The organism is Ensifer sp. EB106-03-01-XG145, from assembly GCF_058792075.1.
In genome coordinates, this window is record NZ_JBYTEC010000025.1 from 12,354 (window position 1) to 27,608 (window position 15,255).

General features: G+C 62.6%; 11 protein-coding genes. 1 reads left to right on the plus strand and 10 read right to left on the minus strand.

Annotation, left to right across the window (positions count from 1 at the left end; translation table 11 throughout):
- Nucleotides 1-4: 4 nt before the first annotated feature.
- From AC3WWH_RS30545 to AC3WWH_RS30575, 7 genes are all read right to left on the minus strand, one after another.
- Complete coding sequence (locus AC3WWH_RS30545; protein ID WP_492377435.1) at nucleotides 5-2,365, minus strand: SpoIIE family protein phosphatase; 2,361 nt, start codon at nucleotides 2,363-2,365, stop codon at nucleotides 5-7.
- Nucleotides 2,362-3,537 (minus strand): class I SAM-dependent methyltransferase, encoded by a 1,176-nt coding sequence (locus AC3WWH_RS30550; RefSeq protein WP_057255455.1) that lies wholly within the window; start codon nucleotides 3,535-3,537, stop codon nucleotides 2,362-2,364. Before AC3WWH_RS30550 ends, AC3WWH_RS30545 begins: the two co-directional genes overlap by 4 nt.
- The gene (locus AC3WWH_RS30555) at nucleotides 3,534-4,058 is read right to left on the minus strand and encodes a ubiquinone biosynthesis methyltransferase UbiE (protein WP_492377436.1); all 525 of its coding nucleotides are present in this window, start codon (nucleotides 4,056-4,058) and stop codon (nucleotides 3,534-3,536) included. The genes AC3WWH_RS30550 and AC3WWH_RS30555 overlap by 4 nt, the downstream gene beginning before the upstream one ends.
- A gap of 144 nt (nucleotides 4,059-4,202) precedes the next feature.
- The gene (locus tag AC3WWH_RS30560) at nucleotides 4,203-5,879 is read right to left on the minus strand and encodes a putative bifunctional diguanylate cyclase/phosphodiesterase (protein ID WP_057255457.1); all 1,677 of its coding nucleotides are present in this window, start codon (nucleotides 5,877-5,879) and stop codon (nucleotides 4,203-4,205) included.
- Nucleotides 5,880-6,409: 530 nt separating this feature from the next.
- Nucleotides 6,410-8,206, minus strand: coding sequence for an adenine deaminase (ade, locus tag AC3WWH_RS30565; protein WP_492377437.1), 1,797 nt, complete (start codon nucleotides 8,204-8,206; stop codon nucleotides 6,410-6,412).
- Nucleotides 8,207-8,279: 73 nt separating this feature from the next.
- Nucleotides 8,280-9,680, minus strand: a complete 1,401-nt coding sequence (locus AC3WWH_RS30570) for an NCS2 family permease (RefSeq protein ID WP_492377438.1) — start codon at nucleotides 9,678-9,680, stop codon at nucleotides 8,280-8,282.
- 61 nt (nucleotides 9,681-9,741) lie between these two features.
- Nucleotides 9,742-11,541, minus strand: a complete 1,800-nt coding sequence (locus AC3WWH_RS30575; RefSeq protein WP_058323158.1) for an adenine deaminase — start codon at nucleotides 11,539-11,541, stop codon at nucleotides 9,742-9,744.
- Between the two features lie 111 nt (nucleotides 11,542-11,652).
- On the opposite strand from AC3WWH_RS30575, the gene AC3WWH_RS30580 reads away from it, so the two are divergent.
- Nucleotides 11,653-12,594 carry a LysR family transcriptional regulator gene (locus AC3WWH_RS30580; RefSeq protein ID WP_058323157.1) on the plus strand — a complete coding sequence of 314 codons (942 nt, stop codon included), beginning with the start codon at nucleotides 11,653-11,655 and terminating at the stop codon, nucleotides 12,592-12,594.
- Between the two features lie 13 nt (nucleotides 12,595-12,607).
- Here the strand turns inward: AC3WWH_RS30580 and AC3WWH_RS30585 are convergent, their stop codons facing one another.
- The 3 genes from AC3WWH_RS30585 to AC3WWH_RS30595 are packed head-to-tail and all read right to left on the minus strand — an operon-like array spanning nucleotide 12,608 to nucleotide 15,152.
- Nucleotides 12,608-13,570 (minus strand): pyridoxal-phosphate dependent enzyme, encoded by a 963-nt coding sequence (locus AC3WWH_RS30585; RefSeq protein ID WP_492377439.1) that lies wholly within the window; start codon nucleotides 13,568-13,570, stop codon nucleotides 12,608-12,610.
- Nucleotides 13,567-14,544, minus strand: coding sequence for a Rossmann-fold NAD(P)-binding domain-containing protein (locus AC3WWH_RS30590; RefSeq protein ID WP_058323156.1), 978 nt, complete (start codon nucleotides 14,542-14,544; stop codon nucleotides 13,567-13,569). Before AC3WWH_RS30590 ends, AC3WWH_RS30585 begins: the two co-directional genes overlap by 4 nt.
- Nucleotides 14,541-15,152 carry a helix-turn-helix transcriptional regulator gene (locus AC3WWH_RS30595; RefSeq protein WP_245299187.1) on the minus strand — a complete coding sequence of 204 codons (612 nt, stop codon included), beginning with the start codon at nucleotides 15,150-15,152 and terminating at the stop codon, nucleotides 14,541-14,543. Before AC3WWH_RS30595 ends, AC3WWH_RS30590 begins: the two co-directional genes overlap by 4 nt.
- Between the last annotated feature and the right edge of the window lie 103 nt (nucleotides 15,153-15,255).

Consider the following 15,255-nt stretch of genomic DNA (forward strand, 5'->3'; position numbering starts at 1 on the left):
CTGATCACCTGTGTCTCATGACGACGAGCGTGATGTCGTCATATATCTTCTGCTTGCCGATATGCGCCATCAGGTCGTTGATGATGCCCGCTTTGACGTCCTCGGCGCTTTGTCCGTAAAACTTTCCGGCGCTTGCGCACAGCCGCTCGATGCCGAACAGTTCGCCCTTGGCGTTCGCCGCCTCGGTCACGCCGTCCGTGTGTAGCACGATCATGTCGCCGCGGCCGAAGGATATCTCGCGGGTGGCGACGAAGCGCGAAATATCCGATTCGAGACCGATCGGCAGGCCGAGGTCGAGCGTGTCGATCCGCTCGATTTCGGCACCCTTGCGCACCACGATCAGCTCCTCGTGCTGCCCCGACAGCGTCAGGCGGCCGTGGTCGTAGTCGAGGAAGGCCAGCGACAGATGCTTGTCGGTGTTGGTGCGCACGATGTTCTTGTAGATGGCGCGGTTGAGGCGGTTGAGGAACTGCTCCGGGTCCATGTCGCCGGCTTCCTGCAGGGCGCGGGCGACCGACTGCACCATCAGCATCAGCACACCGCTTTCAAGGCCATGACCGGTCACGTCGCCGATGCCGATCTTAAGGCGCTCGCCGTCACGCAGCACGTCGTAGTAGTCGCCTCCCACCTCGTCGGCCGGCCGCATATAGGCGGCGATCTCGAGGTCGGCGATTTCCGCGAGCTCGCCGGCCTTCGGCAGCACCATCATCTGGATCTGCTTGGCGACGGCGAGTTCGGCCCCAAGGCGCAGGTTCTCGCTGCGCAGTTGGGTATTCAGCGTCGAAATCTGGTGGTTGGCGTCCTCGAGCTGCTTGGTGCGTTCGGTCACCAGGTTTTCGAGGTTCTCGGTGTGGTAGCTGATCTCTTCGGCCATGCGGTTGAACGCGATGGCGGCTTCACCGACTTCGTCGCGCGTCGTAATGGGCACACGGACGGAATAGTCCTTCGCTTCGATGCGGGTCGCCGCGCCGGCGAGCGCGCTGATGCCGCGGGTCACGCGTTTGGATATGCCGAATACGGCAAGCGTGACGAACAGCAGCGAAGCGAGCAGGGCCAGGATCTGATAGATGAGGATGCGGTTTGTCGCTTCAGAGATACTCGCCTGCGCCGCAAACAGTGAGGCATAGATTTCCCGCTCCGGCACGACGATGCCAATCGACATGGTCTCGCGGCGCACCGGACCGGACACCCAGAAGTTCTCTGGCTCGAGCTGCTTCAGGAGAATGAGGTAGGGGACCTTCTCACCGCTCTCGTCGAGTAGTACCCGCTGAATGGCGCCATCGGCGCCAAGCGGCAGCTCTGTGATCGCGGGCTGTACGCTGCGGCGTAGCGAGCGCTCCAACCCGGTGACGCCTTGTCCACCAGTGTCGCTCGACCGCTGCAGGCCGATTACCTTTTCGCCGACCGGATTGATGGCAAGCACATTGCCGTCGGACATCACCAGAAATCCGAAGCCACTGTCGCCGACTTTGACGCTTTCGACAACCTCGGCCAGTTGATCGAGCGTGATATCGGTTCCGGTCGCTCCGGCGACACCCTTGCGATCGGGCGTCCAGAGCGGCTGGAAGAAACTGACGATCAGTTTGCCCGAGGCGGCATCGGTGTAAGGTGCCGTTTGCGTGGTATCGGCTGCAACGGGCCTGAGGTTCGGATGCTTCGCCCATTCCTCCCAGGACTCGTAGAGGCCGGGGAAGAAGAAGCTCCAGAAGTTGGCTTCGTTGTGACCGGGGTAGAGACGGTCGAATGTCTGCGCCTGATCGGCATAGGGCGCCATCCGCAAGATCGGCCGTTCTTTTGGCCCGACATAGTACATCTGCAGTTTGGAGCGGCCGTGCGCAAGCAGGGCGGGAGCAACCAGATCGAGAACGGCGCTGTTCTCGATATCGGTCTGCACCTCGGGTAGCGGCCGGTGGTCGGGGCCAAGGAGATAGCTCCAAACGCTTACGCTCGAGAGCTGTCCTGGAAGGTTCTGCGCCCACCCACCTTTGGGATCGTAGGTGACTGTAACGGATTCCGGTGCGTGCCGGGCAAGTGCCTCCCCCACGTCGGACCTGCGCACGGGGCGGTCGATCTGCGCCTGCAGCACGCCCGCGAGCGTGGCGACGTCGGCGTGAACCTGGCCGAGCAGAAGATTAACCCGCGCGGCCGTCGAAACCGCGTAGGTGCGCATGTAATCTTCGTTGGCCTTTTGCAGGCCCTGTCCGACCTCCGTCGTCGCGTCACGCGACAATCTTTGAACGTTCCAGAGCGCCAGACCGCCTGTTAGCAGGAGGTCGAAGAGCACGGCGCTGCCGACGACCAGTACGAACTTGGCGCGAAAGGATCTCAAACCGAACCGGGGACGTTGGATATTGCTTGCGCTCATAGTGGTTTGCGCCCGGACGCTGCCCAGATCGGCCAGCCTGCATAGCCCTTCGGATGCAATGCAGCGAAGATGTGGTCCCGGAAGCCCTGGCGAAAACGGTCGATGAATTCGGGTGCTTCGCCGTGTCTCGCCGCCATTGCCGCAAACATCTTCTCCCAGCCGGCGATGATGTCGGCGAAATCCTGTGGGTCACCGTCCAGATTTGTGACCATGAAGGATTCGACCAGGATGTCGTCGAAGCCCGCGTCGGCGAGATAGCGCCGGCTCTTCGGCCCGAGCTCCACATCCATCTCGAAATGGCTCAAAAGCCTCGCGAGCTCGTTGTAGGTCCATTGGATGCTTTGCGCCCGCGGCTCGCCGAGGCAGTGCGAGTTCTTCTCGTTGGTGATGTAGACCCGGCCGCCCGGCTTCACGATCCGATAGAGTTCCTTGAGAAGCAGCTCCGGCTGATTGAAGATCTGCAGCGAGTGGCGGCAGGCCACGAAGTCGAACTGGTTGTCCTCCAGTAGCATCTCCGACGCATCGCCATAGGTATATTCGATACCCGTCACGCCGAACTCCGCCGCCACCGTGCGGGCATAGGCGAGGCTCGGCTTCGAGTGGTCGAGGGCGACGATCCGCGCCGGCTGAAACTCCTTCTGCGCGAGCACGGCGAAATCGCCGATGCCGCAGCAGATGTCGGCCACGGCGATTCCGGGCCGCATGCCGTGGCGCGGCAGGATGGTGCGCTCGTGGCGCCAGGTCAATTTCGTCTGCGCGCGGAGGATTGGAATGAAGCTCGTATCCTCGAAGTAGTCCTGGCCGGGATAGAACATCGAATCATAGACCTCGACGGAGATCTGCGGCTCGATCGTGCTCAGGTGCCGGAACATGCGCGTCGTCCAGCTAACGACGCTGGACGTGACGATGACCAGACGCAGGTCCGATCGCTCGCGGCAGGCGTCGAGGGCGACCCGGATGAAGGCCTGGAAGGCCGTGTTGTTCATCTGGATGAGGCGCTTCACATCAATATAGAGAACGCCGCGCACCGCATCGATCGCTTCTCTCAGCGCATGGATGCTCTCGGCGATTTCATCGATCGAACGCGGCCGAATCGTTCCAGCAAGCGAGAAGATCTGGCTGTTCGGGTCAAAACCGACCTTGAAACGCTGAGGAAGACCCGCCGCGATCAACTCACCATTCCTTCACCTTCAAGAGGAAGATCCACGATCAGGGTGATGGCCGGAGCCACATCCTCGTCAAGCCGGAGGCGGGCGTCGTAGTTCACAGCGAGGTCCAGAAGCACCGATTCCCGGCTGGGGGCAAGGTCGTTGGAAATGGCGTCGAGGTAGCGGGCCTGGGCATCGCTCTCACGGGTTTTCGATACCGCTTCACGATAGAAGCGCGCCTGGCCCGGCGGGCAGGGGAAGCTCAGCTGAACCCGCTCCGTGGCGCCTTGGCGATAGATCGACAACCCGATCTTGCCGTCGGTGGTGCCGCCGCGAAATGAAACCTCGAGAAGCTCGTTGAGCGCGGAGGAAAAGAAGTTCGAATGCCGTACCGGATCGGTCCGGTTGTGGCTGATCATACGCGCGAGGTAGCTCGAAACATGATCGCAATGGTGCCAGTCCGAGAGGAAATCTTCCATCTCCATATCGAACTGAAGCAAGGGCTCGAAAGCCGTCTCCGTGGTCTTGTTGACACTAGCACCCATGCAGCAATGTCCTCCGCACCCCGAACTCTGCCACGGCCATACGGCACTTTCTATAATGATTTCTAACCACGCAACCCCCGGATTTTGCACGTAAACAACCCAGGTGATGCGCCGCGCGTCCCGCCGCGCAACGCACGGATGCGCCTAGAGCGTTGCCATTGCCGACGAGCGGCGAAGATAGGCGCCAATGGCGTCCGCCGGCATCGGCATGCCCAGGAAGTAACCCTGCAGCCGGTCGCATCCCTCTTTCCGCAGCCAGACCGCCTGTCCAACCGTTTCCACGCCTTCGGCGGTCACGCGCATACCAAGACCGTGGGCAAGGCCGATGATCGACCGGACGATCGTCTGGCTCTTTTCGTCGCTCTCCAGATCCTTGATGAAGTAGCGGTCGATCTTGATCGTATCGAAGGGGAAGTTCTTGAGGTAGCTGAGCGACGAATAGAAGGTGCCGAAATCGTCGAGGGAGATCTGGATACCGAGCACGTTGAGCGTGTTCAGCGTGTCGAGGTTGTTGGTCGTGCGTTCAAGCAGCACCGATTCTGTGACCTCGAGCTCAAGCCGGTCGGCCCTCAAACCTGCCATGTCGATCGCCTGGGCGATCCGGTCTGTCAGGCCCTCGCGCAGGAACTCCGCCGGCGACAGGTTGACGGCGACGGTGAAGTGCGACGGCCAGGTGGCAGCCTGCCGGCAGGCCTCCTCCAGCACCCATTGGCCGATCTCGTTCATCAGGCCGTCGGCTTCCGCCATCGGGATGAAGACGTTGGGCGGGATCGTGCCGACCAGCGGATGGTGCCAGCGCACAAGCGCCTCGAAGCCGACGATCGAAAATGGCGGCTCGACGAGCGGCTGGTACTCGATCGAAAACTGCTTGTCCTGCAGCGCGGTGCGCAGACTGCGGCGCAGCATCTCGCGCTGTTCGAGCACGATCAGCATGGAGCGGCTGAAGGTCTTTGCCCGGCCCCGTCCGTCCTTCTTGGCGGCATAAAGCGCAATGTCCGCCGCCTTCATCAGTTGCTCGATGTCGTTTCCATCATTCGGCGCAATGGCAATGCCGATGCTGGCGCCGACGAAGACGGAGATGCCGTCGATCGTGAAAGGTTCGCTGAACGCCTGGATCAGGGTTTCGGCGAGATACTCGGCGTCTGCCGGCTGGTCGCTGTGGCGCTGGATGACGGCGAACTCGTCGCCGGCGAGGCGATAGGCGACTTCGCCGTCGCGAAGGGTGCCGCGGATGCGCTCGGCGGCCATTTTCAAGACCGCGTCGCCGGCGCCGTGGCCGAGCGTGTCGTTGACCGGCTTGAAATCGTCGAGGTCGATCTGCATCAGCGCCAGCTTCTCGCCCGGCGTCGGCAGGATGCTTTGCAGATCGTCGCTGAACTGCCGCCGGTTGGGCAGGCCGGTCAGCACGTCGTGGGTCGCCTGGTGCAGAAGCAGCGCGCGCTCGCTTTCGCCATGGCTGCCCACCTCGCGGCGGGTCGAGCGGCCGCTCGTTTCGAGCACGCCGATGCCACGCATGGCGCGGAAGACGAGCAGCGTGCGCCGTGATTTGGTGGTGGCGTCGACGACTTCGACGCTGCGCGGCACGCCGTGAGCGATGACGGATTCAACCGCGGCCTTCGACACCGGCGCAAGCAACTCGGGATAGAGATGCCACAAGGTGGCATCGACGAGCGTGCCGACTTCGTAAGTTTCCTGCAGCGCCGGCGAGGCGCCGGTCAGATGAAAGGCTTCGTCATAGAACGAGAGGACTTCGTCCAGATGGGCCGCAACGGGATCTTGCACTGAAGCTGAAGCAGACAAGGTTGCGTCAGTGTCCGGCATGCTTGCCTTTCCCTCTCTATTTCGAACGCGCCGGAAGAATGTAAAAGCCCGCTCCAACGGCGCTCCGGTTCGGCTCGTCCTTCTGCAAAGCTACCGCGTCGCCCGCCCGGGTCAATGCCAATAGGCTGCTTGCGATCTTACCTGTGGAAACCTCGCTTCGGAGCATGGCGAGCGCTGCTCGATATCCTTTGCCCCACACGGTTGTATATAAGCTTCATCTTGTATCATTTGCCATCATTGCATGCAATTTGGGGCGGAACAGCTGTGGGCGTTTCGGTTCCGCCTGCACGCATGTTCCATTGTGGGACGCCATATCAACAGGGGTTTCGGGTGTCTACTGCGGCCGGTCGCGGTTAAGCAAACGGCAGATACGCCCGGGCAACGGGGCCGTCGGGCTCCGTTTAAGTATCGGTTAACCATAAAGGAAGTTTTCAGGGGATTATGTGGCTTCACCCATCCCGCGATCAACCGGAATTAAGAACCACGGGCGAGTTGGCCACCGGGTTGCCGGCGGCCAATCGCTATTAGGCTCAGTGCGTGCTCAAGATCACGTCGATCTTCTGGAAGGTCCGGACGTCGATCAAGCCCTTGTCCGAAATCCTGAGTTCCGGAATGACGACGAGGGCCAGCAGCGAGTGCTGCATGTAGGCGTTGTTCAACCGGCAGCCGCAGGCGCGCATCGCCTCGACGATGGCCGCGGCCTTCTCGGCAACGATCTCCGCCCGCTGATCCGACATCAGGCCGGCAACGGGAAGTTCGACCAGAGCCAGCTCGCGGCCTTGCTTGATGACGACGATGCCGCCGCCGACCTCATGCAGTCGGTTGGCGGCCTTGGCCATGTCCGCCTTGTTCGTGCCGACGACGATCATGTGGTGGCTATCATGCGCGACCGTGCTGGCGATCGCGCAATCGCTGCCGTAGCCGAAGCCGGAGACGAAGGCGTTGACGACGTCGCCGGTGCCGCGGTGGCGTTCGACGAGGGCGATCTGGCAGATATCGTTGGCCCTATCCATCTGCACGAAGCCGTTTTCGATTGCGACCTCGGCCTCGAGCGCGCGCGTCGGCGCCTGGTTTTCGACGACGCCGATCACGTTCACCCGCGCCCTTGTAGCGCGTGCATTGGACGGAATGTCGAAATCCGCGGCGGTCAGCATCCGGCCAAGATGGACGGTGTTGCGGGCGCTTTCCGGATAGACATAGGCCGGGATGTCGCGCACCAGCGTCCCGCCTTCGGCCATGAGTTCGCCGCGGGCAAACACCATCTCGATCGGCAGCGCCGCGAGATCCGAGGTGACGATCAGGTCCGCCCGCCGGCCGGGCGCTATCGATCCGAGCTCGCGCTCCAGGCCGAAATGCTGGGCGGTGTTGAGCGTCGCCATCTGGATGGCGGTAATCGGTTTCAGCCCCTGTGCGATCGCATGGCGCACCACGCGGTTCATGTGTCCGTCATGAACCAGCGTGCCGGAATGGCTGTCGTCGGTGCAGAGCAGGAAATTGCGCGGATCGAGGCCGGATTCGGTGACGGCCTTGATCTGTGCGGCAACATCGTACCAGGCGGAGCCAAGGCGCAGCATGGCGCGCATGCCCTGGCGAACGCGGGCGATCGCGTCCTCTACGGTGGTCCCCTCGTGGTCGTCGGCCGGGCCGCCGGCGGCATAAGCGTGGAATTCGCGGCCGAGATGCGGCGAGGCATAGTGCCCACCGACGGTCAGCCGCGCATCCTGGGTCGCGGCGATCTCGGCCATCATCTTCGGATCGTTGCCGGCGACACCGGGGAAGTTCATCATTTCGCCAAGGCCGATGACGTTCGGCCAGGCGAGCGCCTCGGCGACATCTTGAGCGGAAAGCTCGGCGCCGGCGGTCTCAAGGCCCGGCGCGCTCGGCACGCAGCTCGGCACCTGGACGAGCACGTTGACCGGCAGGCTCTGCGCTTCCTCGTTCATCAGCCGGACGCCATCGAGGCCGAGCACGTTGGCAATCTCGTGCGGGTCGATGAACATGGTGGTGGTTCCGTGCGGGATCACCGCGCGGGCAAATTCGGTGACGGTGACGAGACCGCTTTCGACATGCATGTGGGCGTCGCAAAGGCCGGGCACCAGGTAGCGGCCGTTCGCATCGACGACCTTGGTGTCGGCGCCGATCGTGTGGCCGGCGTCCGGGCCGACATAGGCGAAGCGGCCAGCTTTGACGGCGATATCGGTGCCGGGAATGATCTCGCCGGAATAGACGTTGACCCATTTTCCATTGCGGATCACGAGATCGGCCGGCTTGCGGCCCATGGCAACGTCGACCAGTTCGGGTGCGGTTCTCGACCAGGGTTGAAGCATGTTTGTTTCCTTCGGATGGGCGATGTCGGCGCCCTTCCATAAAAAGGAGGGCGCCGAAGGATTTGCTGGTGGTCTATTGAGTCTGGGCGACGAGGGCTGCGGCAAGCAGCGCGACGAACCACATGACCGGTATTACATCGCCGGCCCGGCCGCAGACCAGCTTGATCAGCACATAGGCGATGATCGCAAGCGACAGGCCGAGCGTGATCGAGAAGGTGAGCGGGATCAACACGATCGCGAGGAACGCCGGGATCGCCTCATCGAGCGCGTTCCAGCGGATGTTGCTGATCGGCTCGGACATGAAGAGACCGGTGAGGATCAGCACCGGCGCAGTGGCCACCGCCGGCACCAGCGAGAGCAACGGCGACAGGAACAGGAAGGGCAGGAAGAGCAGGCCGGCGATAAGTGCCACCAGACCGGTCCGGCCTCCTTGCTGGATGCCGGCGCCGGATTCGAGATAGACGGTCGCGGGGCTGGTGCCGAGCGGGGCCGAGATCAGTGCGGCGATCGCATCGACATGCATGGATTCGCGGATGTTGCGCGGCATGCCGGTCTCATCCTTGAGGTCGGCCGCTTCCGCGAGGCCAAGGAATGTGGAAAGCGCCTCGATGAAGTTGGTGAACAGGAAGACGAAGATGAAGGGCAGGTAGATCAGGTTGAGCGCGCCCAGGAGATCGATCTGGCCAACGAAGCTGAAATCCGGTGCGGCGGAGAAACCGCTCCAGTTGACCAGCGTGTGCACGTCGGGCGTCTCCGGCCAGAAAGCGCTGCCGTCACCCCACCAGCGGCCGATCGGGATCGCAAGAATGGTGGTGAGGATCATGCCGGCCATCATCGCGCCGGGAACGCGCCGCACCACCAGCGCCACCGTCAGCACGAAGCCGGCGATGAAGGTGAGCGTCACCGGGTTGAACTGGGTCAGCCCGACGATGGTATCCGGGTTGGCGACGATGAACTTGGCGTTTTCCAGGCCGATCAGCGCGATGAAAAGTCCGATGCCGCAGGCGATGCCGTAGCGGAGATCAACCGGGATCGCCTCGATGATCGTCTGGCGCAGGTTGAAGAACGCCATGACGGTGAAGAGCACGCCGGCCCAGAAGACGCAGCCGAGCGCGACCTCGAGCGGAACCTTGGCGCCGACGACCATTGTGTAGGCAAAGAGCGCGTTGATGCCCATGCCTGGCGCCACCAGAATGGGGCTGCGCGCATAAAGCCCCATGGCGCAGCTGCCGATGAAGCTGACGAGCACAGTCGCCGTCACCCCTGCCGAAAACGGAATGCCGGCATGCGCCAGGATCGAAGGATTGACGACGATGACGTAGGAGGCGGCGAGAAAGGTCGTGAGTCCCGCGAGGATTTCGGTACGGACGGTGGAGCCGAACCGCGAGATCTGAAAGTAGCGGTCAAGAAGCGCGTGAAGCCAGGATCCCCCCGGGCTAGGTGCCGCCTCCACGGTTTTGTTCTGTATGTTCATTTTGTTCCCCTTTTTTTGAAACGACTGAGGGGGCCGGCATGACCGGCCCCCTCTTCAGGCATTATTCCGCGGCTTCGGCGCGCTCGTCTCCTCGAGCGGGCGAAAACGGCGAGATCACCTTCAAGCCCACGCAATCGACGACGCCGAGGTCGGTGATTGCATATTCCGGGATCGCCGTGATCTGCAGCACGAACATGTACATGAAAGGCCAGGGCAGCGGGCAGCCGAGGGCTCGGGCCGCATCGTCGAGTTGGTCTTCCAGCGCCGCCATCTCGGCCGGTTCGATGTCGGAGACGATGCCGCCGATCGGCAGGTGCAGGAAGGCTCCGACCTTGCCGTTGCGGACCACGACCTGGCCGCCATTGTTGGCGATCAGGTGGTTGATGGCGACGCGCATGTCTTCGAGGTCGGCGCCGATGCAGATGATATTGTTGTCGTCAGGCGCGGTAGAGCTGGCGATCGCCCCTTCCTTGAGGCCGAAGCCGGAGGTGAAGGCGACCGGGCGATTGCGCGTCTTGCCGTAACGCTCGACGACGGTGACGTATTGCACGTCCCTTGCCGGATCGGCGAAGACCTGACCGTCCTTGACCGCAAGCGTCACGTCGTGGCGGGTGCGCACAAAGATCTTTTCCGGCGTGACGGCGATCGCCATCGCCTCGGCCGTGTCGCCGGTGCCGTCATAGGCAACCTTCAGGTCGCCGGGCTCAAGCGCCGCAACCTTGACGGAGTTGAGCAGTGCCACGCTTCGCTCCGGCGGCGTCAGTTCGATCGCCATCTTGCCGTCACGGGCGACCACTTCGCCCTTGGCGACGACCGTCTCGATGTTGAAATCGCGCAGGTCGTTGACGAGCAGGATGTCGGCGGCGCGGCCGGGCGAGATCGAGCCGACCTTGTCGTCGATCCTCAGCGCATCGGCGCCGTTGATCGTCGCCATCTGGATCGCCGCCATCGGCGAAATGCCCATGGCGATCGCCATGCGGACCATGTTGTCGAGATGGCCGCGCTTCAGGATGTCGCTCGCGACCACGTCGTCGGTGCAGAAGCTGATGCGGCGGAGCGCCTTCACGCCCATTTCCGTCACGATGCGCAGGTTGTCCGCAAGGAAATGCGAGATCGAGGATTCACGCACCACGACATGCATGCCGGCGCGCAGCTTTTCGAGCATCTCTTCCGGCGTGTAGCTCTCGTGGTCGGCGCGAACGCCCGATTGCTGGTAGCCGTTAAGCCGTGCGCCGCGCGTCATCGGGCAGCAGCCAAGCACCGGCAGTCGGCTCTTCTCGGCGAGTTCAAGCGCCGCCAGCACGTCGGCGTCTTCCTCCTGGATGAATTCGCGCACCGTCTCCCAGATGCCGACGCATTCCGGCCAGTGGTGTGTCGCCTGGTGGTCGGCCGGGCTGAAGTAGTGGCCGACGGTCGAGCGCGGCATGGTGTAGGGCGTCTTGCAGGGGGCGCCCCAGAAGACTTTCAGCGGCGTCTGCTTGGCTTCATCGAGGAACTCGCGTGCTGCCGCCGGCCCGCCGACGACGATGATCTGGTCGAGGCCGGTGACGATCGAGGTCGTGCCGAGCGGAACGACGGCCTTGGCAAAGCTCGTCAGAGACATCTTCGAGCATTCGACATGCAGATGCCCGTCGATCATGCCCGGCGCGAGATATTTGCCCGTGGCGTCGACGATCTTGGTCTCAGGGCCGATATAGTCGGAGATGTCGCCGACGGCGATGATGCGTTCGCCATAAATGGCGACGTCGGCCTGATAGATTTCCTCCGAGACGACATTGACGAGGCGACCGCCCCGGATCGCCAGCGTTGCCTTGCCGCCGGTGCCTGATGCGGCGCGAATGAATTCTCTGATATCGCTCACTGGAACCTCTTCTCCCTTAGCTCCAGTGAATATTCCCAATTCCCATCCGTTTGCACAATGGGCCGAAATAGGCTAATTTCTGGACATATCATCCAAGATTTTGGACGAAATATGGATCTCTCGCTTATCGACTGCTTCGTAAAGGTTGCGGATTCCCGTTCGATTTCAGCGGCTTCCAGGCGGCATCGGCTGCCTAAGTCGACGCTCAGCCACAAGATCCGTCAGTTGGAGGACGAGTTCGGCATCGAGCTCTTCGTGCGCGAGGGGCACCAGCTTCATGTGACCGATGCGGGCGCCGAATTCCTGCGCTATGCACGGCTCATCCAGTCGAATTGTGAGGATGCGGCAACCGCAATGGCCGAGATGCGCCAGGAGGTGGCAGGCACGCTGAGGGTCGGCTCGACAGGCGAATTCGGCACGACGATCACGTCGGAACTGCTCTACGCCTTTCGCCAGCAGTATCCGCAGGTCAATCTCGACGTCGTCTTCCTCACCTCGCGCCAGCCCTTTTCCGACGTCACCGAGCAGGCGCTCGACGGCATCTTCCACTGGGGCGAGCCGTCGGATGTGGATTACATCAGCCGGCGGCTTTCGGTCTCGTCCTATGGTCTCTTCGCCAGTCCGCAATACATCGCCCGCCACGGACAGCCGGAAAATCCGGACGAACTTGCCGGCCATCGCGGCCTCGTCTTCCGCCAGCCGACGCGGCTGCAATCCTGGTACCTGACGCAAGCCGGCGAGGACGAGGTGGACCTGCTGCCGGCTGCGACCTGCACCACCAACGACTACTGGACGATCAAGTATTTCGCGGTGGCAGGCGAGGGCATCGCCTACCTGCCTGACTTCTTCGTCGAGACCGAGCGGCAGGCCGGCCTGCTGGAACCGGTGCTTCGCGACTGGCGCTCGCCGCAGACGGCGATCAACCTCATCTATTCGCGCCGCCGGCACGTGTCGAAACGCTTCAAGGCCTTCGTCGATTTCTGCATCGACTTCTATCGCGATCGGGATCGGGTGAAGATCCCGCGCTATTACGTCGAGCGGGTCAGCCTTTGACGCTGGTCGTCGCCTAGCGAAGCAATGTAGGAAGCATGCTCGCGCCATCGACATTGCCGCCGCAGAGCAGCACGACATTGGTCTGGCCGGCGTATTTTTCGGCGACCTGGCGGAAGCCGGCGAGCGCGAGGGCTGCAGCCCCTTCGACCAGCATATGCTCGTCAAGAAGCAGCTCGCGCATCGACGCTTCGATTTCCGCCTCCGTGCACGTAACCACCGCGTCGATGACGGCCATAGCCAGCGCGAGCGTGACACTGTCTTCATCCAGGCCACCGGCGACCGCCTCGGCGAGTGTATCGAGATGTTCCGTCTCGACGACGCGACCCGCGTTCATCGAAGCGGCAAGTGCTGCGGAATTGGCGGCGGAAACGCCGATGACGCGAGTGTGCGGGCTGAAACTCTTCAGCACCGAGCCGATGCCGCTGATCAGCCCGCCGCCGCCCATGGCGACGAAGACATTGTCGATGCGTTCGGCCTGTTCCAGCAGTTCGAGCCCAATGGTTCCCTGTCCGGCGATGATCTCATGATCGTTGTAAGGCGAGACGTAGACACGCTTGTCCGATGCGGCCAGCCGCTGGGCTTCCTGTTCGGCGAGCCCTGTTTCGCCGCCGTGGAGAATGACGTCGACGCCATAGGAGCGGATGCGTTCGAGCTTCGCCGCCTTGACGATCTCGGGCAAGACGACGGTCAGCTTCTGACCGATCGCGCTTGCCGCATGGGCAGCACCGATACCGTGGTTGCCGGCGGAGGCGGTGATGACCCGCTGATCTCTCGGCATCGACGTCATCTTGCTGGTGGCACCCCTAATCTTGAAGGAACCAGTCAGCTGCAGGTTCTCCGCCTTGAACAGCACAGTCGAGGATGTTTGCCGTCCGACTGCGCGCGAGGGGATCAGCGGCGTCTCATAGATGAACGGACGGATGCGCTGGCGCGCCTGGACGGAGAGAGCTGCTGTTTCGAAGATATTGGTGTTCACGGTGTTGTTCCTTCCATACGCCCAAGCAGACCGAGCGCAGCGAGCACGGTACGGGTGATGGCGATATCCTGTGTCGCGATCCCCGTCAGGTCGGCGATGGTGATGTCTCCGTCCGAGCGCCGACCCTTGGTCGCACCGGAAAGAACCGCTCCGAGCGCAACGCAGCGCCCTTCGCCGATCGATCCTGCCCGCGCAGCGGCGGAGAATTCGCCGTGATCTAGGCATTGCTCGGAGAGATCGACGAAAAGCCGATCGGCGCGGGCAACGAGCGCGATGTCGAGCTCCTGCTTGCCCGGCGCATCCGCACCCATGGCGGTGATGTGCGTGCCGGGAGCGATCCAGTCCGACCGGATCAGCGGCTCTTTCGAGGGTGTCGTCGTCACGGTCGCATCGGATTGGCGGCACAGCGTTTCCAAGTCGGTTGTCGCCTCGATGGCAAGCTCAAGGTCTGCAAGATCGGCAAGCACAGCGGTTACCTTTTCCGGCGACCGTCCCCAGACCGTGAAATGAAGTTTTCGATCCGAGAGCGCGGCGAGCGCGCGGATCTGGATGCGCGCCTGCGTACCGGTGCCGACGATCCCGACCGAGCGGGTGTCGCTGCGCCACAGAGCCGTCGTTGCGATGGCACCGCCGATGCCGGTGCGCAGATCGGTCAGCAAGCCCTTGTCGTCGAGCACCGCGACCACGTCGCCGGTCTCGGCGGAGATTGCAACCATCATGCCGTTGCTGGATGGCAGCCCCCTGGTCGGGTTGTCATAGAAACCGGAGGCGATCTTCACGACGAAGATCGGATCGCCTTCGATGTAGCCGTACTTGATATGGCAATCGGCATTGCGGCCGATGAGCGGCAGGTAGCCGACCGGCGGCAGGTTGGCGCGCCCATCTGTCACAGCAATATAGGCGTCGCGGATGGCCGGGGCCGCGAGTGTCAGCAAGGGCAGGCTCGCGAGTTTTTCGCGGTCGATGACGATCATGACTCGCTGCCCTCGCTCAGATATTTGTAAACGGTCGCCCGGCCCATGCCGAGGATACGGGAGATGTAGGAGGCGGCGTTCTTGCCGCCGAAGGCTCCATCGGAGGAAAGAGCGATCACCAGCGCCTGCTTGTCGGTCCGGCTCATGGACGAAATCGTCAGCCCGCGCACCGTCGTCCATTGCTGGACATACTCGTTGACGCGCTCGTGCCAGTCTTCCTTGAACAGGCTCTCCGGCTTGTCGCTGCTTGCGGGCACGCGGACAAGCGCGTTGAGGGTCCTGAGTGCGGCGTGAAAGTCCGAGACATCGGCGTTGATGCAGAGCACGCCGATCGCCTTGCCGTCTGTACCTCGCAGCACAGCGCTGATCGCTTTGATCGAGCGGCCGTCCCAATTGACCTTCTCGTAGGGACCGATGACCCCGTCCGCTTCCTTGAAACCGATTTCGCTGAGCAGCGAGGGTTCGCCGATTTCCCGCTTGGAAAAATTACCGGCGATGTGGATCACGGTTTCGGTTGCGAGATCGTGCAGCACGACTTCGGCATAGGGCTGGAACAGCAAGGCGATCGCGTCGCAGACCAGCATATGCGGGCGGAGTTCGGGATTCACGGCCTTTCCTTTCTTCAGGAACCGCCCTTAAATCACCCGTGGACTAAAATGTCCATATTGGATTTTGCGTCCGCACATCTCAAAAACCGCGACAGCGGCGAGC

Bases quoted from the DNA above. Each gene is read 5' to 3' on its own strand.
- AC3WWH_RS30545 (WP_492377435.1), bottom strand. From the start codon at position 2,365: ATGAGCGCAAGCAATATCCAACGTCCCCGGTTCGGTTTGAGATCCTTT.
- AC3WWH_RS30555 (WP_492377436.1), bottom strand. From the start codon at position 4,058: ATGGGTGCTAGTGTCAACAAGACCACGGAGACGGCTTTCGAGCCCTTG.
- AC3WWH_RS30560 (WP_057255457.1), bottom strand. From the start codon at position 5,879: ATGCCGGACACTGACGCAACCTTGTCTGCTTCAGCTTCAGTGCAAGAT.
- ade (WP_492377437.1), bottom strand. From the start codon at position 8,206: ATGCTTCAACCCTGGTCGAGAACCGCACCCGAACTGGTCGACGTTGCC.
- AC3WWH_RS30570 (WP_492377438.1), bottom strand. From the start codon at position 9,680: ATGAACATACAGAACAAAACCGTGGAGGCGGCACCTAGCCCGGGGGGA.
- AC3WWH_RS30580 (WP_058323157.1), top strand. From the start codon at position 11,653: ATGGATCTCTCGCTTATCGACTGCTTCGTAAAGGTTGCGGATTCCCGT.
- AC3WWH_RS30590 (WP_058323156.1), bottom strand. From the start codon at position 14,544: ATGATCGTCATCGACCGCGAAAAACTCGCGAGCCTGCCCTTGCTGACA.